This window comes from Pseudoalteromonas sp. Hal040 (assembly GCF_037162425.1).
Classification (GTDB): domain Bacteria; phylum Pseudomonadota; class Gammaproteobacteria; order Enterobacterales; family Alteromonadaceae; genus Pseudoalteromonas; species Pseudoalteromonas gelatinilytica.
The window spans coordinates 1,908,737-1,933,944 of the sequence record NZ_JARLUU010000001.1 but is presented as its reverse complement, the minus strand read 5'-3'; the positions used below and the strand labels follow the sequence as shown (position 1 = coordinate 1,933,944).

General features: G+C 40.6%; 29 protein-coding genes and 1 pseudogene. 27 read left to right on the top strand and 3 right to left on the bottom strand.

Features of this window, described 5'->3' with window-relative positions; genetic code table 11:
• Positions 1 to 4 precede the first annotated feature (4 nt).
• The 11 genes from yejK (at position 5) to P4S60_RS08635 (ending at position 6,548) form a co-directional block, all read left to right on the top strand.
• Positions 5 to 1,021, top strand: a complete 1,017-nt coding sequence (yejK, locus tag P4S60_RS08685; protein ID WP_063704888.1) for a nucleoid-associated protein YejK — start codon at positions 5 to 7, stop codon at positions 1,019 to 1,021.
• Between the two features lie 129 nt (positions 1,022 to 1,150).
• A complete protein-coding gene (locus P4S60_RS08680; RefSeq protein ID WP_337115691.1) occupies positions 1,151 to 1,510 on the top strand; it encodes a hypothetical protein in 360 nt (119 codons plus the stop codon).
• Between the two features lie 156 nt (positions 1,511 to 1,666).
• A complete protein-coding gene (locus tag P4S60_RS08675; RefSeq protein ID WP_105174224.1) occupies positions 1,667 to 2,011 on the top strand; it encodes a hypothetical protein in 345 nt (114 codons plus the stop codon).
• 87 nt (positions 2,012 to 2,098) lie between these two features.
• Positions 2,099 to 2,323: a hypothetical protein gene (locus tag P4S60_RS08670; RefSeq protein ID WP_062565251.1), complete on the top strand. Its 225-nt coding sequence runs from the start codon at positions 2,099 to 2,101 to the stop codon at positions 2,321 to 2,323.
• A 179-nt stretch (positions 2,324 to 2,502) separates the two neighbouring features.
• Positions 2,503 to 2,958: a DUF3291 domain-containing protein gene (locus P4S60_RS08665; protein WP_337115690.1), complete on the top strand. Its 456-nt coding sequence runs from the start codon at positions 2,503 to 2,505 to the stop codon at positions 2,956 to 2,958.
• Between the two features lie 31 nt (positions 2,959 to 2,989).
• Positions 2,990 to 3,517 (top strand): tellurite resistance TerB family protein, encoded by a 528-nt coding sequence (locus P4S60_RS08660; RefSeq protein ID WP_337115689.1) that lies wholly within the window; start codon positions 2,990 to 2,992, stop codon positions 3,515 to 3,517.
• Positions 3,518 to 3,652: 135 nt separating this feature from the next.
• Entirely contained in the window at positions 3,653 to 4,381 is a 729-nt protein-coding gene (locus P4S60_RS08655; RefSeq protein WP_337115688.1) for a hypothetical protein, read from the top strand.
• A gap of 27 nt (positions 4,382 to 4,408) precedes the next feature.
• Complete coding sequence (locus P4S60_RS08650; protein ID WP_337115687.1) at positions 4,409 to 4,861, top strand: hypothetical protein; 453 nt, start codon at positions 4,409 to 4,411, stop codon at positions 4,859 to 4,861.
• Between the two features lie 105 nt (positions 4,862 to 4,966).
• On the top strand, positions 4,967 to 5,131 hold the full coding sequence (locus tag P4S60_RS08645) for a hypothetical protein (RefSeq protein ID WP_337115686.1): 165 nt from the start codon (positions 4,967 to 4,969) through the stop codon (positions 5,129 to 5,131).
• A 38-nt stretch (positions 5,132 to 5,169) separates the two neighbouring features.
• A complete protein-coding gene (locus P4S60_RS08640; protein ID WP_337115685.1) occupies positions 5,170 to 5,682 on the top strand; it encodes a GNAT family N-acetyltransferase in 513 nt (170 codons plus the stop codon).
• Positions 5,682 to 6,548 (top strand): PhzF family phenazine biosynthesis protein, encoded by an 867-nt coding sequence (locus tag P4S60_RS08635; protein WP_063704900.1) that lies wholly within the window; start codon positions 5,682 to 5,684, stop codon positions 6,546 to 6,548. The genes P4S60_RS08640 and P4S60_RS08635 overlap by 1 nt, the downstream gene beginning before the upstream one ends.
• A 58-nt stretch (positions 6,549 to 6,606) precedes the next feature.
• On the opposite strand, the pseudogene rne reads toward P4S60_RS08635, so the two are convergent.
• Positions 6,607 to 9,743: pseudogene (gene rne / locus P4S60_RS08630) on the bottom strand (ribonuclease E).
• 617 nt (positions 9,744 to 10,360) lie between these two features.
• On the opposite strand from rne, the gene rluC reads away from it, so the two are divergent.
• On the top strand, positions 10,361 to 11,329 hold the full coding sequence (gene rluC / locus P4S60_RS08625; protein ID WP_337115684.1) for a 23S rRNA pseudouridine(955/2504/2580) synthase RluC: 969 nt from the start codon (positions 10,361 to 10,363) through the stop codon (positions 11,327 to 11,329).
• Positions 11,316 to 12,008: an HAD family hydrolase gene (locus P4S60_RS08620; protein ID WP_337115683.1), complete on the top strand. Its 693-nt coding sequence runs from the start codon at positions 11,316 to 11,318 to the stop codon at positions 12,006 to 12,008. Before rluC ends, P4S60_RS08620 begins: the two co-directional genes overlap by 14 nt.
• Here P4S60_RS08620 and P4S60_RS08615 read toward each other — a convergent pair.
• Positions 11,956 to 12,552 carry a Maf family protein gene (locus P4S60_RS08615; RefSeq protein WP_337115682.1) on the bottom strand — a complete coding sequence of 199 codons (597 nt, stop codon included), beginning with the start codon at positions 12,550 to 12,552 and terminating at the stop codon, positions 11,956 to 11,958. The two genes, P4S60_RS08620 and P4S60_RS08615, sit on opposite strands and share 53 nt — an antisense overlap.
• Before the next feature lie 141 nt (positions 12,553 to 12,693).
• On the opposite strand from P4S60_RS08615, the gene yceD reads away from it, so the two are divergent.
• From yceD to P4S60_RS08545, 14 genes are all read left to right on the top strand, one after another.
• Complete coding sequence (gene yceD, locus P4S60_RS08610) at positions 12,694 to 13,218, top strand: 23S rRNA accumulation protein YceD (RefSeq protein WP_337115681.1); 525 nt, start codon at positions 12,694 to 12,696, stop codon at positions 13,216 to 13,218.
• A gap of 10 nt (positions 13,219 to 13,228) precedes the next feature.
• Positions 13,229 to 13,399 carry a 50S ribosomal protein L32 gene (rpmF, locus tag P4S60_RS08605; RefSeq protein ID WP_036967969.1) on the top strand — a complete coding sequence of 57 codons (171 nt, stop codon included), beginning with the start codon at positions 13,229 to 13,231 and terminating at the stop codon, positions 13,397 to 13,399.
• Between the two features lie 11 nt (positions 13,400 to 13,410).
• The gene (gene plsX / locus P4S60_RS08600) at positions 13,411 to 14,439 is read left to right on the top strand and encodes a phosphate acyltransferase PlsX (protein WP_337115680.1); all 1,029 of its coding nucleotides are present in this window, start codon (positions 13,411 to 13,413) and stop codon (positions 14,437 to 14,439) included.
• 70 nt (positions 14,440 to 14,509) lie between these two features.
• Entirely contained in the window at positions 14,510 to 15,436 is a 927-nt protein-coding gene (gene fabD / locus P4S60_RS08595) for an ACP S-malonyltransferase (RefSeq protein WP_337115679.1), read from the top strand.
• An 11-nt stretch (positions 15,437 to 15,447) separates the two neighbouring features.
• Positions 15,448 to 16,194: a 3-oxoacyl-ACP reductase FabG gene (fabG, locus tag P4S60_RS08590; protein WP_063704919.1), complete on the top strand. Its 747-nt coding sequence runs from the start codon at positions 15,448 to 15,450 to the stop codon at positions 16,192 to 16,194.
• 238 nt (positions 16,195 to 16,432) lie between these two features.
• Positions 16,433 to 16,669 (top strand): acyl carrier protein, encoded by a 237-nt coding sequence (gene acpP / locus P4S60_RS08585; protein ID WP_016707440.1) that lies wholly within the window; start codon positions 16,433 to 16,435, stop codon positions 16,667 to 16,669.
• A gap of 117 nt (positions 16,670 to 16,786) precedes the next feature.
• On the top strand, positions 16,787 to 18,025 hold the full coding sequence (gene fabF / locus P4S60_RS08580; protein WP_054554715.1) for a beta-ketoacyl-ACP synthase II: 1,239 nt from the start codon (positions 16,787 to 16,789) through the stop codon (positions 18,023 to 18,025).
• Between the two features lie 57 nt (positions 18,026 to 18,082).
• Entirely contained in the window at positions 18,083 to 18,895 is an 813-nt protein-coding gene (pabC, locus tag P4S60_RS08575) for an aminodeoxychorismate lyase (protein WP_337115677.1), read from the top strand.
• A complete protein-coding gene (gene mltG, locus P4S60_RS08570; protein WP_063704924.1) occupies positions 18,892 to 19,869 on the top strand; it encodes an endolytic transglycosylase MltG in 978 nt (325 codons plus the stop codon). The genes pabC and mltG overlap by 4 nt, the downstream gene beginning before the upstream one ends.
• 18 nt (positions 19,870 to 19,887) lie before the next feature.
• Positions 19,888 to 20,514 (top strand): dTMP kinase, encoded by a 627-nt coding sequence (gene tmk / locus P4S60_RS08565; protein ID WP_337115676.1) that lies wholly within the window; start codon positions 19,888 to 19,890, stop codon positions 20,512 to 20,514.
• Between the two features lies 1 nt (position 20,515).
• Complete coding sequence (locus P4S60_RS08560; protein WP_063704926.1) at positions 20,516 to 21,409, top strand: DNA polymerase III subunit; 894 nt, start codon at positions 20,516 to 20,518, stop codon at positions 21,407 to 21,409.
• Positions 21,410 to 21,417: 8 nt separating this feature from the next.
• Positions 21,418 to 21,744, top strand: coding sequence for a PilZ domain-containing protein (locus P4S60_RS08555; protein ID WP_063704928.1), 327 nt, complete (start codon positions 21,418 to 21,420; stop codon positions 21,742 to 21,744).
• A gap of 11 nt (positions 21,745 to 21,755) precedes the next feature.
• Positions 21,756 to 22,535 (top strand): TatD family hydrolase, encoded by a 780-nt coding sequence (locus tag P4S60_RS08550; RefSeq protein WP_337115675.1) that lies wholly within the window; start codon positions 21,756 to 21,758, stop codon positions 22,533 to 22,535.
• A complete protein-coding gene (locus P4S60_RS08545; protein WP_442961503.1) occupies positions 22,535 to 24,391 on the top strand; it encodes an alkaline phosphatase D family protein in 1,857 nt (618 codons plus the stop codon). The genes P4S60_RS08550 and P4S60_RS08545 overlap by 1 nt, the downstream gene beginning before the upstream one ends.
• Here the strand turns inward: P4S60_RS08545 and P4S60_RS08540 are convergent.
• Complete coding sequence (locus tag P4S60_RS08540; protein WP_337115674.1) at positions 24,388 to 25,203, bottom strand: polysaccharide deacetylase family protein; 816 nt, start codon at positions 25,201 to 25,203, stop codon at positions 24,388 to 24,390. The genes P4S60_RS08545 and P4S60_RS08540 overlap by 4 nt on opposite strands.
• Positions 25,204 to 25,208 lie beyond the last annotated feature (5 nt).

Below are 25,208 nucleotides of genomic sequence, written 5' to 3'. Positions count from 1 at the left end.
AAAGATGACAATAGATGTTAAAAAATTAGTCGTTCATTATGTAGACAAAAAAGATGACGATACAGAAATTCATTTACGCAATGATGAGATGGTTGTTAATGATAAAGTAGCCGTTTTTATCGAGCAGTTACACCATGCTTATAATGGTAAACCGGGTAAAGGTTACTGTGCTTTCAACGGCGAGAAAAACAGCATCGTTGCTTCGGCTATGCAAAGCTACCGTAACGACGAACTTGGCTTTTGGCACATGACAGAGCAAGCAACGAATGTATTAAAAGAAGAGTTAAATAAGTATGCCTTTAACGAAACGGGTTATTTAGTTTTTTGCCATTATCAATATGTTGCCAGCGACTATTTATTAATCGCAATGATCAATATTAAAGAGCATTACTCTATTACTTCTGAGCTTGATTTAGCGTCATCACGTCACTTAGATATTTCGCGTATGCAATTAGCAGCACGAGTTGATTTAACAGCGTGGGATGCACAACCAGAAGATAATCGCTATGTGTCGTTTATAAAAGGCCGTGCGGGTCGTAAAGTAGCAGACTTCTTTTTAGACTTTTTAGGCTGCGAAGAGGGTATTGACCCTAAACAGCAAAGCCAAGTTATGCTGAATGCCGTAGAAGACTACTTATCTGAGCAACAATACGACAAGTCAGAGAAAGACGAGCTACGTAAGCAAGTATTTGATTATTGTAATGATTGCGTAACTACAGGCGAAGATGCCAACGTGAAAGAACTTTCTGCAACCTTATCGAAAAATGACGACAGCCCATTTGAAAGTTTTTGCCAAGAACAAAACTACGATTTAGAAGAGTCGTTCCCGGTTGATAAGAAAACAGTTACCAGCATGGTGAAGTTCTCAGGTATGGGCGGCGGTGTTAGCGTGAGCTTTGAACGTAAACACTTAGGTGAGCGCGTAATGTATAACGAAGCAACCGATACCCTTGTGATCAAAGGTATTCCACCTAATCTTAAAGATCAGCTACAGCGCTTTATGGAGCAAGAAGAAAGTTAATCTTGCTTAAGCTTAAAGCTCTAAGTTTTAAGCGATAAGCTGATAAATACTCTTTTTATAGCCCAGCAGTTGCTGGGCTTTTTAGTTTTAGGTACTTTAAAACATTATTACTACTACAAGGAAGAAACATTGCATTACTATAGTTTTGTAGCGGCAAATAGTTTAGATATTAATATGTTAAATAACTTAGAGTCACGGCTTGAGTTGCAAGAATCTGTATGCCTGAATAATTTAGAAGAGCTCAAATTATTGCTTGCAATGCTCGGTTTAGGTATAAGGCAAACAATTAATCTTGATTTAGTCGATGTAGCTCATTGTTGGCTAGTAGAAGGGTTCTCAAAAGAAATTGCTTATTCTGACTTCGATGGTTTTTACCAGCATTGGCTTGGTGTATCTAACAGAGAATCAACAATGGATGAATATGGTCAGTTAATTTATTTATTCTCTTTTATGAGTCGCTTTAAAAAAGCAAAGTTCAAACTTATATGACAAGAGATTACGGATTAAAAGCCATCTTAATACCATGTTAGGTTGGCACGCTAAGAAGCTTGTAACACATGGTAAACTGGTGTTGGATGATGCTCATTCGTTCTTAGAGAAGTCTTTTGATTGGTTAAATAACAACAAAAATTAGCTCGCATAATAATGACAAAGAAACTTCTATTATTCATATCACTGCTTGTTCTTGGTTGTTCACCGCTTTGGGAAGAGCCTCCATATCAAGTCTATTTTACTGATAACTCAAAAAAGTTAGGCTACTCGCTTGGTGAAGGTGCATTCATTGGACGTATAGATGAACCTAAATTGATTGCGTCAAACGATAAATACATTTCGGTTTTGGCTTGCCCTGAAAATATCTGTTCTTACTTTTATATTGATAAAGTGAACGATCATAAATATGCAGAACATAATGAGTTTGTTTTTGGGCCTTACACTAGAGATGAATTTACAGCTTTAGAATTTCAAATCGATTTACCTAAGCTAAAGTAAAAATTTACTTCTAATATTTTCTTTGCTTTTATAGAGAAATTAGCAACGATGTTTTCTTAGCTTCAAAATAGAAAAAGGATATTCAGTATGATTGTTTTAGCCATATTTTTAATTGTGATTGGTATTGTTAATATTTTTAATGATCATCATTTAGCTTTTGCATGGCCAGCCTTGGTCGTGGGTATTTTGTTATTAGGGATAGGCATTTCTAGAAAATCGCCATCAAGTGGAAGCTCCTCCACTGGGAGTAGCTTTAGTTTATCAGACAGTTCATGTTCTGACGGCGGCGGTGATTGCGGTGGCGGAGATTAGATAAAGTAGTTCCATTTGCCATCATTGATTTAGTAAAACATCTACTGATGGTTTTAAGCATGGTTAATATAAAAATTCGAATAGTGGAAGGCGTAAAAATGCTTTTCTTTTCCTTCAGTATCGCTTAGTTTTAAAACATTAAAGGTACAAATTCCCCCGATGGCTAAGGAGAGTCATAAATGAAACTTGCCCAACTAAATATTGCTCTTGCTAAATATCCATTGGATGCCCCAGAAATAAAAGATTTTGTTGATAATCTTGATTTAATAAATGGTATTGCTGAAAACAGTGTAGGTTTTGTATGGCGATTAAAAGACGAATCAGGCGATGCCACCAATATTAAATTGTTTGATGATCCGAATATGATAATCAATATGTCGGTGTGGGAAAGCGTTGAAGATCTTAAAAATTTTATGTTTCGCACACATCATAGAGATTTCATGCGCAGAAAAGGTGAATGGTTTCAGCGCTTATCAGAAGATAGCTATGTTTTATGGTGGGTTGAAGATAACCATATTCCAACACCTCAAGAGGCATTAGAAAGGTTGCAATATCTGCGAGATAACGGCGACACACCCTATGCTTTTACATTTAAAAGTAATTTTACGGCTGAAGAATTTAAAAAAGATAAATAACAATAGACTGCAATAAAAATAAGGAAAAATTATGCATGTTGTATTAGGTGTTTTAGGTATTGTAGTGACCATTTTGGTGTTACTGAATCGACTTCAAGAAGGGGGGATAGATATTGGTTGGTTGAATCCTTTTAGCTGGTACCGACGTCGTAAATACAGGAAACACCATGATTTAAATCCTGCATTTAAGTTAGATTCACCCATGGATGTAGCTGCGTTATATATGGTCGCAGTAGCCAAAGTAGACGGTGAAATGAGTAAAGAACAAAAAGAAAAAATCTTATCGCTTTTTAACAGCGAATTTCATTTAACTATGAAAGAAGCAACTGATTTATTACGCTCAAGTACGCATTTGTTAGGGCATACTAGCGACGTTTACGATAAACCTCACAAAGTAATTGAGCGATGCTTAGATAAAGTAACAAAAGAGCAAGTAGCTTCAATTTGTTATCTCGTCGATGAGGTAGCGAATGTTGAAGGTGAACCGACGGCTCAGCAAAGAAAACTTGTCACAGAGATAAAAAATGCATGCCCTCAGGAGGCTGCTGGCAAGTGGTAATTCATCTATAAAACCAACCAGCTGAAAATTAAAATGACAATTATAACCCCTTAACTGATTTTGAAACGTTCTAGTGAATATCGTGAAGATGTAACTACTCATCAAATCTTTAAAGGTGTTTATAAGGGAGTTTTTATGAAAATAAAGTTATCAGTGGCTTTATTGGTTTTATCATCTTTTGCTAACTCAACAACGTGGGGAGAGGTAGAAGTAGATGACCCAATCGTTAAGGGTGCAAAATGTGCGGTTGCTGAGCCTGCAAGCTATGGTGGTTATATTTACAGCTGGCCATCAAAATACGATCAAGTGTTTTGGCCGCATACGGATAGAAATGGCATTTGGTTTTGCGAGACATCGGGTTTTATAGCTTTAATTGGTGATTTTGACGAACTTAAACCTGCAGAAATTGAGAGAATAACGGAATTTCTTGCGTCTCAACACATTTCGAAGCCAACTCTCGAGCAAAAGTTAGCTTTGCTCGAGCAAACTTACGCACTTCGCGAAAAAGATGAATTTTTTAAAAATAAGTTGCTAAGAATCCTTGCTCGTTGGCAGCAGTCTTTAGGTAACCTTAATAAGGCAAATAGCTATCGAGCTAGAGCATTTCAAGAGATTCAACATGCCCTAAATGGAGATTTAGATGGATATAAACGACTTGAATACCTTTATTTGGCGACGAACTACTCAAAGCAGTTTGCAGAGCAAAATAAAACTGTAAATTACTGGGCCGATTTGGAAACAGCATTGAAATTGGTGACTGATCCTGAGTTAAAAGGCTATGCCGGGTACTTGTCGGAATTGATAAAAGACAGCACATATATCAACGAAGGCGGGAAACTCGACCCTGACTTACCGAAACAGTAATGAATACCGAATAACAAGGTTGATTATATGAAGTACAGGATTCTAGTGTTGTTAATGCTTGCGTCAAGCTTTCAGGCTAAATCGGTTCAGAAGCTGTCTAATACTGAACTTAGCTTTATACTTTCTTCTATGGAAGTGCTTTATAAGAATAAATCTTTCCCGCAAATTAGGGTCATTCAAAGCTGGGAGTCGCAGACTGAATGTGATGGTGAATATCAAACTTGCCCAAATGCTAGGTTATTCATATCAGTAAATACAGGCGATCTTTACGAAGTTCCAGCCTTATTTGAATTACCAAAATCCAAAGGCTGGCAATACGTTAGTTTTGTAGAACATGATGATTCATTCTTACTTATGATTAAAACAACGCTAGATCATGCAAATTTATCCGCTGAGTCGAGAAGTAAGTGGCGTAGTAAAGCCTATGCAATAAAAATTTCAAAATATGAATACGATGTACTAGAGGTCATAGAAAAGTAACTTCATTTAATAATTTTGCCTTGCAGCAACATGGATATTCAGGGCAGAAGTAATGTAAAAAATGAGTACTAGGAATAAAGCAATAGCTAAATAAGGGACACGACCATGATAAAACGCAACAAAGCTAATACTGGGCTATTTTTTTGTATCGGTGCTGCTATTGGGTTTTCAATCTTCATTGCATACCAGCAGCTGCTTATAGGTCTTTTATTTGCTGTAATAAGCGTTAGTGCTGCAATCTTAGTTGTTTCAAATAAATGGTCTAAGTAATAATTCACCTTGTTATTGCTTTTACTAGGTGATGAAAAATGAATTTATCTTTCACTACAAAAAGATTAAATGTGATTGAAATAGACGCAAGCTCGTCAATGGTTGAGCATCATCAATTGACGATTGCCTTGCCGGCGATATTAACCCCAGCTGTAGTTGCTAAATTACCTGGTTATTTTCAAGGTATTGATTCTATAGCTGCTGCAGAAAAGTGGTTGGCTAACATGCTTAACGAGTGCCGCTTATTAATGCTGCAATCTCAACATCAAGAAGTTGTTGGGCTTTTATTTATCTATACCGAAAACCATGATGCTCTTATTGGTTATTTGTTAGCTGAGCAATATTGGGGGCAGGGTCTTGCATTTGAGTTATTGCAGGGATTTATAAACCTCGCTGGTACTCAGTCACAATGGCATAAGCTCATTGCTGGTGTTGATGAATCAAATACACCATCAATTAAACTTTTAAAAAAGTTGGCTTTTGAAAAGCAAGCATCTAAGGAAAATGGCATGTTGTTTTATGAATTTAACTTAAACCAAGGCATACAATAATGACAATAACCGCATTTTTAGTTAACTCGTTTAGTGCAAATAATACAGGGGGCAACCCAGCAGGTGTCGTTTTGAATGCAGATAAACTCACAAACGCAGAAAAACTGACGATTGCAAAAGAAATTGGCTTTTCAGAAACCGCATTTGTTGCGCAAGATCATGAAGTTGATTTTGCTGTGTCATTTTTTACGACAACTGAAGAAGTTGATTTTTGTGGCCACGCAACCCTAGCGGTGTTTGCTACGCTCTTCGAACAAGGGTTATTAAAACCAGGTTATTACACTCAGCGAACAAAAGCGGGCTTGTTAGGCGTAACAATTGCCGCAGATGGGCAAGTTACCATGGAGCAAGCCTTGCCAAAATACCTAGGCAACTTTGCTTATGACGACCTTGCAGGCTTATTAGGGCTTGATGAAACAACACTGGCAAAAACAGGCTTGCCAATCGATGTAATAACTACAGGATTGCCGGATATTATTGTTGCTGTGCCGAATGGCTACTTAGATAAAATCACTATCGATGAAGTGGCGCTTAGCGAGTTCTGCCTACAGCATAACGTGATAGGTGTGCATGCCTTCGAATTATGTGAAGAGCAAAGTGAGCTTACTGCGAGTTGTCGTAACTTTGCGCCTTTGGTTGGAATACCTGAAGAATCAGCAACCGGTAGTGCCAGTGGTGCGCTTGCATGCTATTTATCAAAACACGTATTTGTACAGCAAGAAAAACATTTCAAGTTTGAACAAGGCCGAGCAATGGGATGCAGTTCACATATTTCTGCCAGTGTTTATTCGGATGAGCAGGGTGTTTATAAGGTTCTTGTGGGCGGCTATGCCAATCACCTAGGTACTCAACAGGTTGTTATTTAAAAGCATTACACACAAAAAAGCCGCGTTATAAACGCGGCTTTTTTATTAAGCGACTAAATTAATCAGCCGCTAAGGTTTTTGCCATATCAGCACGGGCTCTGCCAGCAGGTTTAATTGAACCTGCACGAAGGCCGCTATCTGGAATAGCTGTACGCTTGTCATGCGCCATAGCCGCTGGTGTTGGCTCTGGCTCACTGTCTGCAACCGGTGCTGGTTTTGCCATCGCGCCGCTTGCTGAACCTTTTACTAAAACTGTTTTTTCATTTTTAGCAGGTTCTACAGCGGCAACAGGCTTTTCAGCTTGCACTGGCTCTTCAGCTTGCACTGGCTCTTCAGCTTGCACTGGCTCTTCAGCTTGCACTGGCTCTTCAGCTTGAACAGGCTCTTCAGCTTGAACAGGTTCTTCAGCTTGTACTGGCTCTTTAGCTTGTACTGGCTCTTCAGCTTGCACTGGCTCTTCAGCTTGTACTGGCTCTTCAGCTTGTACTGGCTCTTCAGCTTGCACTGGCTCTTCAGCTTGCACTGGCTCTTCAGCTTGTACTGGCTCTTCAGCTTGTACTGGCTCTTCAGCTTGCACTGGCTCTTCAGCTTGTACTGGCTCTTCAGCTTGTACTGGCTCTTCAGCTTGTACTGGCTCTTCAGCTTGTACTGGCTCTTCAGCTTGAACAGGCTCTTCAGCTTGTACAGATACTTCTGCTTGAGCTTGTTTTGCCTTTAACTCAGCTTCATATTCAGCGGCTGCTTGATCAGCAACTGGGATGAATGCTGGTGTATCAGACTTGGCATCACTCGATTTTTCATCTTGCTCTGGACGACGACGGCGTTGACCAGCAGCACGTAAATGACGAGGTGAACGACGAGAGCGAGTGCGAGGCTGTGCTTGTTCTTCATCAGCAGATACTTCTACAGATTCAGCTTGCTCAGTAACTTCGGCATCAGCATGCACGTTTACAGGTTCAGCTTTTACTTGTACTTCAGCCGCTGCTTGCTCAGTTTGTTCAGTCTCAAGTTCTACAGTTTCTTTTGCAGGCTTTGCTGGTTTATCAGCTTTAGGCGCTTGCTCAGCTGTTTCTGCTGTTTGTACTGCATTTGTTTCATCAGCATTTTCGTCTTGTACACGTACTTTCTTGCGTAAGTTACGACGTTGACGACGAACCTTAGGTTTAGTTTCCTTTGGTTGCTCTGATTGAGTTTCTTGAACAGTTTCTTTTGTCGTTTGTTCTACATCATCAGTGCGCTTTTCATTACGCTTTCTGTTGTTAGAATTACGACGACGCTTGTTACGGTTCTCATTTGTGTCTTTTTGCTCAGGTGCAGAAGTGTTAGTGTTTTCTTCTTTAGCCTGTGCATCTTCAGGACGTTTGTTACGAGAATTACGACGGCGCTGGTTGTTGCTACGACGACGGTTGTCATTGTTACGACGGTTATTACTACGTTTTTGCGCTGCTTTTTTCTCTTCTTGTTCTTTCTCTGACTCGTCTTCAGCACCGCCGAATAACGATTTAAAGAACTTACCAATAGCAGCGAATAAACCACCATCTGATTTCTTAGCAGCTGGAGCCGCTTGCTCAGGTTTTGGTGCAGCTTGAGGTGCAGGCGTTGTAGGCATTACGACACCCTTAAGAACCGGCTCTTCGCGAACTGGTGCAGAAGGTGCTTTAGCCATTTCAAATGCTTCTGGTTCTGGCGCAATAACTTGCTCGTAGCTTACTGTTTCGATTGTTTCGTCTTTACGTAAGCGCAGAACTTCGTAATGCGGTGTTTCCATATGCTGATTAGGAATGATCACTACATCAACATTATGGCGTTTTTCGATTCGTTGAACGCTACGACGTTTTTCGTTTAATAGGTAAGCTGCAACAGCAACAGGTACTTGTGCATTAACTTGTGACGTATTGTCTTTAATTGCTTCTTCTTCGATTAAACGAAGGATAGACAGTGCAATTGATTCGTTAGAACGAATTGTACCTTGGCCATTACAACGAGGACATGGGCCTTGGCTTGCTTCACCTAATGATGGGCGTAAGCGTTGGCGTGACATCTCAAGTAGACCAAAGCGCGAAATCTTACCGATTTGAACACGAGCACGGTCTGGGCGCGCGCCGTCTTTTAAACGGTTCTCAACTTCACGTTGATGACGTGGTGGTGTCATATCGATGAAATCGATAACAATAAGGCCACCTAAGTCACGTAAACGTAATTGACGGGCAATTTCGTCTGCTGCTTCTAAGTTCGTATTAAGTGCTGTTTCTTCGATATCACCACCTTTAGTGGCTTTAGATGAGTTGATATCGATAGACGTTAACGCTTCAGTTGGGTCAATAACAATTGAACCACCCGATGGCAAGCGAACTTCACGTTGGAACGCAGACTCAATTTGGCTTTCAATTTGGTAGTGGGTGAATAGTGGTACATCGCCCTGATACAGCTTAACGCGGTTCATAAAGTCTGGACGGAAACGCTCAATGTGCGCTTTCGCTTCTTCAAATACACGTGCTTTATCAATTAAAATTTCACCAATATCACGACGTAAATAGTCACGAATAGCACGGAAAATAACGTTACTTTCTTGGTGAATTAAGAACGGAGCAGGGCCGCTGTCAGCTGCTTGCTGAATAGCTTGCCAATGCACTAATAGTGCTTTTAAGTCGTACTCTAGCTCTTCAAATGATTTACCAACGCCCGCTGTACGAACAATTAAGCCCATGCCTTTAGGAAGTTCTAAACGGCTTAGTGCTTCTTTAAGTTCAGTACGCTCATCACCTTCGATACGGCGAGAAATACCACCGGCACGAGGATTGTTAGGCATAAGTACTAAATAGCTACCTGCAACGCTGATAAAAGTCGTTAACGCGACGCCTTTTTGGCCACGCTCTTCTTTATCAACTTGCACGATGACTTCTTGGCCTTCTTTGATCACGTCACGAATATTTGGACGACCTTGGAATGTATAGCCTTGTGGGAAGTAGGTGCGAGCTATTTCTTTAAGAGGAAGGAAACCGTGTCTTTCAGCGCCGTAATCAACAAAGGCTGCTTCTAATGACGGTTCGATACGGGTAATTTTACCCTTGTAAATATTTGCTTTTTTTGTTCGTGACCTGGGCTCTCTATGTCTAAATCATACAGGCGCTGGCCATCAACCAGTGCAACGCGCATTTCTTCTTGCTGCGTCGCATTGATTAGCATACGTTTCATATTGTTACTCTACTAATTCTGTCGCTGACATGACGATATAAACTCGTCTGTTCAGTGGTTTCTGACGGTTATTTTTGTGCAGTCTCACGACTGGTTAAAGTCAAAACCTGAAGTTGTTTCTTACATTGAGCATCACTAAGTGTGGCTGACAATAACATGTTGTCACGTTATTAAATTCATTTGGTGTCAAAACTGCCGCCAATTCTGCGGTTTTAATTTACGAGTTTTGTCCCGAAGTCGACCATGTTCAAATTTTTATTCAATGTCTTGCTACAACAGCTGCTTCTGAATGACGTTGCTACGTCGTCACTATCAGTCAATTTATCTTGTTCAATTGCTTTTTATGTTCATTAATCAACATCCGTGCTCAAATTATTCAGGCAATATATTACGCGCATCGCCGATAATTGAACGCTCGTGTTGGCTGGGTAGTTATAAAAGCTTTGGAAAACTTAGCGCGGATCTGTATGATCGGCAACCCAGAATATGCTTCACGAATGTATTAATGTGATAAAAGCACCGTTGTTACTTGCAAACTTTATGTTCGCGATGGTGATTATCCCACTATTACAACCGCGTTAGCAACTAAATTATTTACTTAAATCAGTGATTAGGCAATGTCAGAAAAAACCGGCTTACAAGTTTCGTTTGTTACTATAGGTGAAGACCATCTAGGTCAACGTATTGATAACTTTCTTATTACTCACCTAAAAGGTGTGCCTAAAAGTGCAGTTTATAAAATCCTTCGTAAAGGCGAAGTGCGAGTAAATAAAAAACGCATAAAACCTGTCTACAAACTACAACTAAACGATGTGATTCGTATTCCACCAATTAAAGTAGCAGAAAAAGAAGAGTTTGTTCCAAAGCAATTAGACAAAGTGAAACAACTTGAAAGCGCCATTTTGTTTGAAGACAAGTATTTAATGGTGATAAATAAGCCGTCAGGTATGGCTGTACATGGTGGCAGTGGCCTAAGTTATGGCTTAATCGAAGCGCTTCGCGTACTTCGTCCTGAAGAGCGTAGCTTAGAGCTTGTGCACCGTTTAGACCGCGATACATCGGGTTGTTTGCTCATTTCTAAACGTCGTTCAGTGCTGACTGATTTACATAAGCAGTTACGTGAAAAAACCATGGAAAAAAACTATTGGGCATTAGTCGATGGCCAATGGGACGCTAAAACGAAAAACGTTACTGAAGGACTTCGTAAAAACACCTTGAAGTCTGGTGAGCGCGTGGTACGTGTTGATAATACCGAAGGTAAACCATCGCACACACGTTTTCGGGTGCTTGAGCGATATGCAGAATGTTCATTAGTGCAAGCGTCGCCGGTAACAGGGCGTACACACCAAATTCGCGTACATACACAATGTAAAGGCCATCCAATTGCGTGTGATGATAAATACGGTGTTGCGGAGTTTGATCAATACGTAAACAAGCTGACTGGTTTAAATCGTTTGTTTTTACATGCTCACGATCTACGTTTTATGCACCCTAAAAACGAAACGACTATGCATGTTGAAGCGCCATTAGATAATGCACTTAAAAACTGTATCAAAAAGCTACGTGCTGATAATGAACAAGTTTAAGCTAGTTATTTTTGATTGGGATGGCACAGTGATGGACTCTGTGCCAAAAATTGTTACCTGCCTGAGAAATACTGCGCGAGAATTAGGTATTCCTGTTCCATCAGAGCAACAAGCGAAAGATGTGATAGGTTTGTCGTTAGCAAAAGCGACTGAAGTACTTTTTCCGGCGCATTTACATTTAAATGATGAACTCGTTGCAGGCTATAAAGCACAGTATCGTGAGTTAGATGTAACGCCCACTCCATTATTCGCAGATGTAGAAACTGTGTTAGAGAAACTACACGCAGCAGGAATGCAACTGGCGATAGCCACGGGAAAAGGGCGTGAAGGTATCGATAGGTTGCTTAAGGAATCTGGCCTTGGTAAGTACTTTGTGAATGTAAAATGCTCTGACGATGCTAAATCAAAGCCATCTCCAGATATGCTTGAGCAAATTTTGCACGAGCAGGGTATAGCAAAAGGTGATGCAGTGATGATTGGTGATAGTCAACTGGATATGGCAATGGCTAATGCTGCAGGTATTGCTTGTATTGGAGTGAGTTTTGGTGCTCATAGCCCGGCGCAGTTACAACAACATACGCCGTTATGTGTTGTTGATTCGTACCAACATCTATTACAAGTTTTAACTACGCCCCTTGCAGCGTCAACACATCAACACCAAACTCAGCCAGTACTTTAGTTAATGTGATCAGTGGTAGGCCAATTAAAGTATTTGGGTCATCACCACTGAGCTTTTCGAATAAACATATCCCGAGTCCTTCACTTTTAAAGCTGCCTGCACAATTGTAGGGCTGCTCAGCATCGCAATAAGCATTGATCTGCTCAAGGGTGAGTGTTTTAAATGTCACATCAAATGGCACCACGGTGGTAATCGTTTTATCGCTTTGAATATCAAAGACGCTTAAACCCGTTAAAAAGGTCACTGTATGGCCACTAAACGAAGATAACTGAGCCACGGCGTTCTCTTTAGTGTGTGGTTTTCCTAATATTGTGTTGTTGAATACCGCAACCTGATCTGAACCTATTACTAAACCTTCATGAAAGTGCTTAGTAGCTACACGCGCTTTTTGTTCGCTTAATCGCGTTACTAATTGCTCAGGTGTTTCATCAACAAGGGAAGATTCATCAATATCTGGAGAGAAACTTTGAAACGGTAGGTTGAACTTAGTTAATAATTGCTGTCTAAATGGCGAGCTTGACGCTAATATAAGTGTTGGTTTCATAAAAAATTCTGGATGAAAATTGTATTTTGCCAAGGATAAGCCACAATGAATCCGAAAACAAAGCAGAAGATCGTTAAAAACCTACCAAAATTGGTTTTTTACTTTGACTAACTTACTAACTATCTATATGATGCAGCCCCTATGCAAAAGGTGAAAATTCCCATCACTCTTCATCCCAGCAAAGCAGCTCAACATCGTTTAACGTATGACGGTATTGTCCCGCTTGAAAAACTTTCTCGTTTAGAGCAAGTTGTGCAGGAGGAAACAGGTGAAATAGCGGTAAAGATTCATTGCAAAATTGACGAGCAAGGTTTAGTGGTAATAAGTGGTAACTTATCAACACACGTAACTGTAACTTGTCAACGCTGTAATGGAGAATTAGGGTTGGATTTGGAACAAGACTTTGTGTATTCGCCAATTGGTTTGGATGCAGAGTCAGATCATCTACCTGAAGGTTACGATGAAGTAGAACTGGACGAAAACGGTGAAATCAACGTATTTGAGTTAATCGAAGACGAACTGATTTTAGCTATTCCAATAGTGCCTACACACAACGAAGCTTCATGCAGTTATTCATCAGAGCCTTCGAGCTTTGGTAAATTAGCAGCAAAAGATGACAAACCAAATCCATTTGATATTTTGAAACAACTTAAGAAAGATTCTTAGGAGAAGACTAATGGCTGTACAAAAAAGCAAAAAGTCTCGTGCAAGACGCGGCATGCGCCGTTCACACGATGCGATCAGTGGTCCAACTTTAACTGTAGATCAAGTTTCTGGTGAGACTCACCGTCGTCACCACGTAACTGCTGACGGTTACTACAAAGGCGTTAAAGTAATTTCTAACTAAGAGATTGCTATATGCTGACCAATCTAACCATAGCGTTAGATATGATGGGGGGCGATTACGGCCCCCGTTCATCTATCCCCGCTGCCGTGAAAGCGGTCAATGCTAATACCAACTTAAGACTCATCTTATGTGGTAATCAGCAAGTTATCCTGAAAGAACTCGAAGCACTCGATTCTGTTTCTCATCCTCGTTTAATAATTCGCCATTGTAGCGAAGTCGTCACTAACGCGTGTGAGCCTGCTTCTGCTGTTCGTTCTAAAAAAGATTCATCAATGCGAGTTGCCCTCGATTTAGTTAAATCGGGTGAAGCGCAAGCGTGTGTAAGCTCTGGTAATACCGGCGCGTTATTTTTTATGGCGCATTACGTATTAAAGATGCTTCCAGGCGTAAAACGTCCTGCACTTATTTCTGCTGTTCCAACCGAACGTAAAAACCCTGTCTATTTATTAGATTTAGGCGCCAATGTGCACTGTGATGCACAAACTCTTTATCAATTTGGCATTATGGGATCTGTGGTAGCAGGGCAGGCACTTGGGTGTGATAACCCAAAAGTAAGTTTATTAAATATTGGCTCTGAAGACATCAAAGGGCATGAAGGAATCAAACAAGCTGCACAGTTAATGCAGCAGTGTAAATATCTCAACTACACAGGTTATAGTGAAGGTAGTGATATTTTCAGTGGTAAAGCCGATGTTATAGTGTGCGAAGGATTTGTAGGTAATGTGGCATTGAAAACCTGTGAAGGTATTGCCAAACTCATCATGCATAAACTCACCAAAGCCTTACACAAACATTTCTTATACAAAAGTTTAGCGTTTTTATTACGCCCAGTGATAAAAAAACTCTACAAGCGGGTGAACCCCGACCAGTATAACGGCGCAAGTCTGGTAGGATTGCGCGGTATTGTTGTTAAAAGCCATGGTAATGCCTCTGCGAAGGCGTTTCATGCTGCTATTGATGAAGCCGCGCGGGAAGTCGAACGCCAACTCCCTGAAAAAATCGTCGCGATTTTTGAGCAAACACATCCAACAACAAAGTAGTGCAGCATACTTAAAACTTGTTATGCTGCCTGCTACAGAAAATTTTTTTGTTTAATTATAAGAGCAAAGTATGGCACATAAAATTGCACTCGTATTTCCAGGTCAAGGCTCACAAGCTGTGGGCATGTTATCTGAACTATTAGCTGATTCACAGATTGCTAAAGCAACATTCGCTGAAGCATCTGAAGCTCTTGGCTATGATCTCGTCGCGCTTGTACTAAATGGTCCAGAAGAAGAATTAAATCAAACCCATCGTACACAACCAGCATTACTTACTGCTAGTGTTGCTATTTACCGTCAATGGTTAGACGCAAACCCAGATGCTGAGGTTGTGATGGCTGGCCACAGTTTAGGCGAGTATTCAGCGTTAGTTTGTGCTGGCGTTGTAAGCTTAAGAGAAGCAGTTAAACTTGTTGAAAATCGTGGTTTATATATGCAAGAAGCAGTACCTGCGGGTGTTGGCTCTATGGCAGCAATCATCGGCTTAGGTGACGACGAAATAAAAGCAGCCTGTGACGCATCAGCAAATGGTGAAGTTGTTTCACCAGTAAACTACAACTCACCAGGTCAAGTTGTTATTGCTGGCCACAAAGCGGCAGTTGAGCGTGCATCAGAAGCATGTAAAGAAGCTGGTGCTAAACGTGCATTACCGCTTGCGGTTAGCGTTCCTTCTCACTGTGAACTAATGAAACCAGCTGCTGAAAAATTAGCTGCTGATTTAGCTGCTTTAACATTTAGTACACCTAAGTGTGATGTAATCAACAACGTTGATGTAAAAGCTGAGCAATCAAGCGAAGCAATTAAAGATGCATTAGTACGCCAACTTTACAGCCCAGTACGCTGGACTGAAACAGTACAAGCATTGGTTGCACAAGGTATTACACAAAGCTACGAGTTTGGCCCAGGTAAAGTTTTAACGGGTCTTGCTAAACGAATTGATAAAGCAATGGTATGCGTCGCGGTTAGTACGCAAGCTACGATTGATGAAGCGAAATAAGTAGGAATAGAATGACAAATTTATTTTCTCTTGAGGGCAAGGTTGTCCTAATCACTGGTGCAAGCCGTGGTATTGGTAAAGCGATTGCAAATACGCTAGTTGCACAAGGTGCAAAAGTAGCGGGTACTGCAACAAGTGAATCGGGTGCTGCTAAAATCAGTGAATACCTAGGTGACAACGGTAAAGGTTATGCCCTTAACGTTACAGATCCTGAATCGATTGAGGCGACACTTGCTGCGATCAAGGCTGATTTAGGCGATATCGACGTATTAGTTAACAATGCGGGTATCACTCGCGATAACCTATTAATGCGTATGAAAGACGGTGAGTGGGATGACATCATCGATACTAACTTAAGTTCAATTTTCCGTTTATCTAAGGCTGTATTACGCCCTATGATGAAAAAGAAAAATGGCCGTATCATTAATATTGGTTCTGTAGTAGGCACTATGGGTAATGCGGGTCAAGCTAACTATGCTGCTGCGAAAGCGGGTGTAATTGGTTTTACTAAGTCATTAGCTCGCGAAGTGGCATCACGTGGCATCACAGTGAACGTTGTTGCACCGGGTTTTATTCAAACCGATATGACCGATGAGCTGACTGATGAGCAAAAAGCGGCTACGCTTGCAAATGTACCAGCAGGACGTTTAGGTCAACCTGAAGAAATCGCTGCTGCGGTATGTTATTTAGCATCTGACGCTGCTGCGTATGTATCAGGCGAAACATTGCACGTAAATGGCGCGATGTACATGGTTTAATGAAAGTTGGCAAAAATTTGCTAACGAAAGATTATCGAAAATTGTTGAATTTTTTGTGATCTTGCTTTAAACATACTTGAATTCGCTATGAAAATAAGCGATAAATGAACAAATACTATTCGAGAGGTTTGACCAGATAAGTAATTATCAGCAAATCCTTGAATCACAGAATTATGCGGCGTAAACTACGCCGCAATCTGAAAATAACGCATTGGCGTTTTTAATAAAGGAAAGAAGAATGAGCGACATCCAAGAACGCGTAAAGAAAATTATCATTGAGCAACTAGGTGTTAAAGAAGAAGAAGTAAAACATGAAGCTTCTTTCGTTGACGACTTAGGTGCTGATTCACTTGACACTGTAGAACTAGTAATGGCTCTTGAAGAAGAGTTTGACACTGAGATCCCAGACGAAGAAGCTGAAAAGATCACTACAGTTCAAGCTGCAATCGATTACGTTACAGCTCACGCTGAGTAATTTTACGCATTTTGATTTTAAGGGCAGCTTTACGCTGCCCTTAGTCTATCTGAAGAATGATACTAATAAATTTGGTATACACCCCACCTAAAATAATTTCCTTATTGGAGGCAACCCGTGGCTAAACGTCGAGTCGTCGTAACAGGCTTAGGAATGTTGACACCGCTAGGTAATGATGTTGAATCTACTTGGCAAGGTTTGTTAAACGGTAAAAGTGGTATTCAAACTATCACGCATTTCGATACCTCAAGTTTCGGCACCAAATTCGCAGGTTTGCTGAATGACTTTGATGCATCAGCTTACATGTCACCGAAAGATGCAAAGAAAATGGATTTGTTTATCCAATATGGCATTGCAGCGGGTGTACAAGCACTACAAGATTCTGGTCTAGAGATCACTGAAGAAAACGCCACTCGTGTTGGTGTAGCAGTGGGTTCTGGTATTGGTGGTTTAACGTTAATTGAAGAAAACCACATAAAACTATTAAACAGTGGTCCGCGTAAGCTTTCTCCGTTTTACGTGCCTTCAACCATAATTAATATGATCTCTGGTCATTTATCGATTATGCACGGTTTACGTGGTCCAAATATTTCAATCGTTACAGCCTGTACGACAGGTCTGCATAACATTGGTCATGCTGCGCGTATGATTGCATACGGCGATGCAGATGCAATGGTAGCCGGTGGCGCTGAAAAAGCATCGACACCAATTGGTATGGGTGGCTTTAATGCGGCACGTGCATTATCAACTCGTAACGACGATCCACAAGCAGCATCACGCCCTTGGGATAAAGACCGTGACGGTTTTGTTCTTGCTGATGGTGCAGGTGTTATCGTACTTGAAGAGTATGAGCATGCTAAAGCACGTGGTGCGAAAATCTACGCTGAACTTGTTGGTTTTGGTATGAGTGGTGATGCATATCACATGACGTCTCCACCTGAAGACGGTGCTGGCGCAGCACTGGCGATGGAAAATGCCTTAAACGATGCACAAGTTAATGCAGACCAAGTTGGCTACATTAATGCTCACGGTACATCGACGAATGCAGGCGATAAAGCCGAAACATCCGCTGTTAAAACTATTTTTGGTGATGCAGCGAAAGATGTGATGGTAAGTTCATCTAAATCAATGATGGGTCACTTGTTAGGTGCAGCAGGCTCGGTAGAGTCGATTATTACTATCTTGTCACTTGTTGACCAGAAAGTAAGCCCTACAATCAACCTTGATAACCCAGATGAAGGCTGTGATTTAGACTATGTACCGCACACTGCGCGTGACGCTAAATTGGATTACGCACTATGTAATTCATTTGGTTTTGGTGGTACTAATGGCTCGTTGCTATTTAAAAAGGTATAATTCTTTTTAACAACGGACTAAAAAGAAGAGCCCAGTTGTTTAACTGGGCTTTTTTGTATGAGTAAATTAAAACAAACAATAAAAATAATCACACCAGACACCACAATAAGCACGCAAGATCGTGGCTTAAATTATGGTGACGGCTTCTTTACCACAGGCTCTGTGGTTAATTCTGTCGTTGAGCACTGGGATTTACATAAAGCGCGATTAGAAGAATGCGCGCAAAGGCTCTATTTCCCCGAATTAGATTTAACCGCAATTGAGCGTGAAGTAAACCACGCAATCAGTGATACACAAACCGGTATTTTAAAAATAGTTGTCACCCGTGGTGCAGGTGGGCGTGGTTATGGCTTACCAGGTACACCAAGTATCCAAGTGCTGATCAGTGTCATGCCTGCGGTTTCACACTATAAAAGTTGGCAGCAGCAGGGTGTAAGCTTAGCAGTCAGCGACGTAAAACTTGCACATCAACCTTTACTTGCAGGCTTAAAAACCTTGAACCGTTTAGAGCAAGTACTTATCAAAAAGCAAATGAGCAGCCTTGAGTGTGATGACGTTGTTGTACTTGATTATGATAACAATGTGATCGAGTGCTCTGCTGCAAATTTATTTGCCATTCAAAACGGTAATATTGTTTCTCCCAAGTTAGACCGCTGTGGTATCACTGGGGTTTATCTCAGCGCTTTATGTGATAAGTTAGCCATTGAGTTTAAAGCAATCCAACTAGATGAGCTTTTAGCTATGGATGCCGTATTTATGTGTAATAGTTTAATGGGCGTAGTGCCCGTTGCACGGATTGCTAATACACAGTTTGATATTGAACGCAGTAAAGCGCTATTAGCGGCGCAGTTTGCCAAGGAGAGTGTGTGATAAAAGTCATTGTTAGCGTGCTGTTATTAGCATTGCTATGTTGTGGAATTGGCTATCAACAACTTCAATCAGCATTAAAAATGCCGTTAAAAGTTGAAAACAGTACTTTATTCAAAGTAGAACGTGGCACCGGCTTTAATCAGCTTTGTCAAGCATGGCAAGCAAAGCAGTGGCTCGATAGCTGCTTTAAATTTCAGATACTCGCTAAATTAGACCCTACGCTTACCGATTTAAAAGCGGGTCTTTATGAACTTGATACGAGCGCTGTGATTGATAATATTCGCCGTATCAATCAAGGTGCACAAGTAAGCTTTAGCTTTACAATTATTGAAGGTCAGCCACTTCGTGACGTTGTTGCTAATATCCAAAAACAAGCACATTTAACGCAAGACTTACAGACAGAAAATTTAGCGACGCAGATAAGTAGCACACAAGAAAATTTAGAAGGCTGGTTGTTCCCTGACACCTATCACTACCATAGTGAAGATACTGCTAGCGGCGTATTAAAACGCGCATACAATAAAATGCAGCAGGAATTAGACGCTGCATGGCAAACTAGAGCACCCGATTTAGTATTAAGTTCACCGTATGAAGCGTTAATATTGGCATCAATCATTGAAAAAGAAACGGGCCTTGCTTCTGAGCGACCATTAATTTCTGCAGTATTTACCAATCGTTTAAAAACCAATATGCGATTACAAACCGATCCAACGGTTATTTATGGCATTGGTGCTGATTTTGATGGTGATATAAAACGAAAAGATTTAACAACCTATACACCGTATAACACTTATAAGATAAAAGGCTTGCCGCCGACACCCATTGCCATGCCATCGAAAGCAGCGATTTTGGCCGCGGTTAATCCACCTGAATCTGAGTATGTGTATTTTGTTGCGAAAGGGGATGGCAGCCATCAATTTTCGAAAACATTGCAAGAACATAATCGTGCGGTAAAGCAGTACCAATTAAACTAACAACCAGAATTGAGTCATATGACAGCGAAATTTATAGTGATTGAAGGCCTAGAAGGGGCCGGAAAATCAACGGCCATTGCCGTATGCCAAGCTTATTTAGAAAATAAACAAGTCGATTTTATTAATGTACGTGAGCCAGGTGGCACAGCCATGGCTGAAGAGCTGCGTAATATCGTTAAACAGGCTCACCAAGAAACAGTGACGGGTGAAACTGAGCTATTAATTATGTATGCAGCACGCTCACAATTGGTTGCTAATGTTATTAATCCCGCACTTGAAAAGGGTACCTGGGTTTTAGGTGATCGTCATGATCTTTCATCTCAAGCATATCAAGGTGGTGGTCGTGATATTGAACAGACAAAACTCTCTTTTTTAGCTGATATGGTGCTAAATGGTTTAAAACCTGATTTAACCATTTATTTAGACATTGACCCAGCTGTGGGTCTTGCCCGTGCAAAAGGACGTGGTGAACTTGATCGTATCGAACAAGAAGCATTAGGCTTTTTTGAGCGCACTCGCGCACGTTACCTCGAGATAGCTAAAACTGATAGCAGTATCAAAACAGTGGATGCAAACCAAACTATGCCTGAAGTACATGCGGCAATAACAACTGTGCTTGATAACTTTTTTGCAGGTTTAAATTAATATGCCTTTGCCGTGGCTTGAAGGGCTTTATCAGCAACTTGCGCAAAGTTTTGCACAGCAACGCTTTCATCATGCACAGCTATTTAATGGTGATAAAGGTGTTGGCAAGCAACGTTTAGTCGATTCGCTCGCTGATGGGCTACTTTGTGCGTCACCTGTAAACTTAAAAGCCTGTGGCAATTGTAAAAGCTGCCAACTAAATCAAGCGGGTACTCACCCAGATAAACGCGTTGTAAAGGTAGAAGGCCAAACAATAGGTGTGGATGAAATTCGTGAGATCAGTGATTTTATCAATCATTCTGCGGCGCAAAACGGTAACAAAGTGGTGGTACTTGAACAGTGTCATAAAATGACAACAGCGGCAGCAAATGCATTATTGAAAACACTCGAAGAACCAAGCTTACGCCGTTATCTATTGTTAACGTGTGAGCAAACCGCACTATTACCAGCAACAATTTTAAGTCGTTGTGCCGTACACGAAATAAAAGTTAACCCAGAATATACAACACAATGGTTAGCATCATTAAACATTGCTAATTATTCATGGTTAGATTTATTTGCTAGACAGCCACTGCTAGTTGAGCAGTGGCAAAATGACAATCAACTTGAAGCTGTCGATTCCCTTTATAAATTTGCAACTGAGATAAAAGACAGCCATAATTTCAGTGCGTTAGTCGACATCCTTAATAAAGATCACAGCTTGGTTAATGTATTTGCTTTGTTTTTAACGGAGCATCTTAAGGCGCAATTGGTTTTAGGAATGGACTTTTTCAATTATCAGAAAGCACAATCTGCAATTTCAGAGTTTCTTTATAACAGTTCACATGTGCTTGGTTTAAACTTGGAACTTGCCATTTCACAATTAGCGTTTACTTTACGTGAAAGCCAAAATTAGGATAAATCGTGCAAGAATTATTAGTAGATATTGAAGACTTAGAAGAATTATATCGCTGTTATATGCCTTATTTAAAAAATGGTGGGTTATTTGTTCGCACTAATATGCGCTTTGAAATGGGTCACTCATTGGCTCTAAAAGTTACCTTACCCGATGCGTTAGAAGATGATGTAGTAACGGGTAAAGTAGCTTGGATCACACCACAAGGTGCACAAAGCTCAAATCCACCAGGAGTGGGTGTTAATTTTATCGATGATAAAACCAATTTAAATGTGAAAATCGAAAAACTACTCGGTACTATGTTAAACTCAGGCAATCCGACCTATACCATGTAAAAAGTAGTACCATGATTGTAGATTCTCATTGTCATTTAGACAGGCTTGATTTCGATAAACTCGACCTTAATTTAGACCAAGTACTTGAAAACGCTCGCGCTAAGAAAGTTGAACACTTTTTATGTGTGAGTGTAACCTTAGATCAATTCCCATCTATGCTGGATAAAATTAAACACTATCCAGATGTTTCTGCATCATGCGGTGTGCATCCACTTGATCAAAAAGACGCACTCGATAAGGAAAAGCTTATTTCACTTGCAAGCCACGACAAAGTGGTTGCGATTGGTGAAACAGGTCTTGATTACTATTACTCAAAAGACACCCATATTGTTCAGCAAGAAAGTTTCGTGGGTCATATCGAGGTTGCAAATGAACTCAATAAACCGTTAATTATTCATACACGAGACGCTAGAGAAGACACCATCAACTTAATGCGTGCTCACAATGCTGATAATTGTGGTGGTGTATTGCATTGCTTTACAGAAAACTGGGATATGGCCAAAAAAGCCATTGATTTGGGCTTTTATATTTCAATTTCGGGCATTGTTACGTTTAAAAATGCCGTAGAGTTAAAAGACGTTGTAAAACAAATTCCGTTAGATCGCTTATTGATCGAAACAGATTCACCGTATTTAGCGCCTGTGCCATATCGTGGTAAAACAAATCAACCTGCCTATGTTGAAGATGTCGCTTACTACATCGCTGAGTTAAAAGGGCTTACTTTTAACGAATTAGCTGAAGCAACAACCAACAACTTTTACTCGTTGTTTAATCAAGCTAAAAGGGTGTAATAGTGAACGGCGTATCAAACTTACCTCAGTTAGTAATGGGGCCAATGGTACGCCGAGCAGATGCAGGGCGAGTGTGCTTTCAATTTGTCACAACTGTGCCTTGCCACTACCGAATTGAGTTTAGCGGTGTTGAAACATACTCGAACTTAGAGTCAATTCAATTAGGGCAACAGCTTTACTTAAATTTCATCAATGTCATGCCAGTCAGCGGCCAGTTTGCAGTTGACTCACTGATCTATTATTCGTTACATGATGAAGATAAAAGCATTGATTTGTCGTCTTTTTGCTATGAACGTGCTGAATCTCCTGCATTTGTGATCCCAAATCGACTCGATAGAATTCTTCATGGTTCTTGTCGTAACCCTCATCATCCTGCAAAAGACAGCCTTGTTGCTGCAGACAATTGGCAAAATGATCAGCGCCAATCTCTTAATGCAGGCGCTGACTTATTATTGTTATCTGGCGATCAAATATATGCGGATGATGTCGCAGGACCTATGCTGCTTGCGATTGAAAAAGTGATTAGCTTGTTTGGTGTGTTTCAAGAGCCAGCACTTGATTTAGATTTACCAGCAGGGTTTGAGCAGCAACTTTATCAGCGCCATTTACACTTACCTAAAGTACCTTGGCAGAAACGGAGTAAATTTGGTGTTGGTTATTGGCTTAAAAAAGATGAGCCGCACTTCTCAAGCTTAAAAGCTGAAAACCACTTAATCCATTTTCAAGAATTTATAGCGCTTTATTTATTAAACTTCAGCGCGGTTACTTGGCAGCTAATTGAGTTCGAATCAATTGAATGCCCAGCATTAGCCCCTAAATACGCTAATCTATTTAAACTTGAAAAAGACGCACTGCTTGGTTTTGCAAAGGGTCTTCACAGTGTTGAAAGGTTATTCGCCAATGTATCGACACTAATGATGTTTGATGATCATGATGTCACCGATGATTGGAACCTAACCGCAGGCTGGGAGCAAGCTATTTATCAGCACCCAGCTAGCCGTCGTATTGTAAATAATGGCCTGATTAGTTATTGGTTAATGCAAGGGATTGGTAATGATGCAGGTGATAACTCATTGTCTTTATTACCCAGTTTTAAACAAAGCCTGCAACAACAGAGCTGGCATTTTAACGACTTTGATAAGCTAATACTCAATTTTAACCATTGGCATTACGAGCTAAATACCATCCCCAAAGTTGTGGTGCTCGATACCCGAACCCATCGCTGGCGTAATGAGCAAAACTTCAATGAACCATCAGGTTTACTTGATTGGGAAAGGCTCACTGAATTAGAAGAAAGCTTATTGTCTCAAGATAAAGTGATTATCGTATCTCCAGCTCCGGTGTTTGGTGTTAAATCGATTGAAGCAATCCAAGCGATTTTTAATTTTTGCGGGCAACCCTTGTTAGTTGATGTTGAAAACTGGATGGCCCATGAAGGTTCTGCTAAAAAGCTGCTAGATACTTTTCGCCGTGAAGATACGCCAAAAGAAACCTTGATCCTTTCTGGCGATGTCCATTATTCATTTTGCTTTTCAGTGCAAAAGCGCTTTGGTAAGCATAAAAACCGAATTTGGCAGTTGACTGCCAGCGGCATTAAAAATGAGTTCCCACGCAAACTTATTAATGTGCTCGATAAGCTAGACTCAATTTTATATGCCCCGAAAAGCCCACTTAACTTTTTCACTAAGCGTTGGCAGATGGAAGTTGATAAACACCAAACCATAGGCGAAGGACAAAAGTATTTGGTCAGTAATGCGGCTATCAGCTTAATTGAGCTCAATGACGGTTTGCTTGCTAAATATGAACTTATTCACGCTGATAACCAAATAACTGAATTTGATTTAAACGATAATTAATCGATTGCTTTACGATTCGCCTCAACGTAGTCAGCAACATTACTTACCGTATCTAACCAAAAGCCATTTTTAGGATCTTGTAGATAAACAATGAGCTGCTCTAGTACGTCGCTGCCGGTGGTGTACTGATCTCGCTTGCCAATATCGTGGCCTGCCAGAATGATCCAACTATTGTTGGTTCGGTGTTGCTCTATAGTTTTTTTAATCTCTTCGAAAGTCAGCCCATCAATAGGTAAACTGGTTAACTGCGAAAAATCTGTAAAGTTAGGGTTATTTGACGTTTCGTCTAGCCAAGTTCGACCTGTTCTAAAGTGCTTGGCTATTAACGGTACATAACTTTTAGTATTAGCACCACGCCCAACAAAGGTGTTTCCGCAAGGGTAGGCAAAAGCGGTTGGTGACACGTTAAGAGTGGCTTTTATATAGTCTTGCCCCTTTAAGATATCTTGCTCCATTTCTTTTAACGTAAATTGTTCAAGTGATACCCCAAGTTCACGCAACCATTCAAAGTTTCCGGTACACAAATGACTCGCCGTGTGATTGGCAATTTCGTGACCTGTTTTTACAGCCATTTGCCATTTTTCAACACGTTCTTTTACGTTAAAAGGGGATACATAAAATGTCGCTTTTATTTGGTATTTGTTTAAAAGCGCTAAACCGGTATCAACTTGGCTATGTCTTGCATCATCAAAGCTGATACTGACGGCATTTTTAGCCTTATTAGGGTAGTCAAAACCTAGGTAATCACTGCTTTTTGCCAGAGTTTGGCTACTAAGTAAAAGTGGTAGTACGAAGCACAGGGGTTTAAGCATAATCA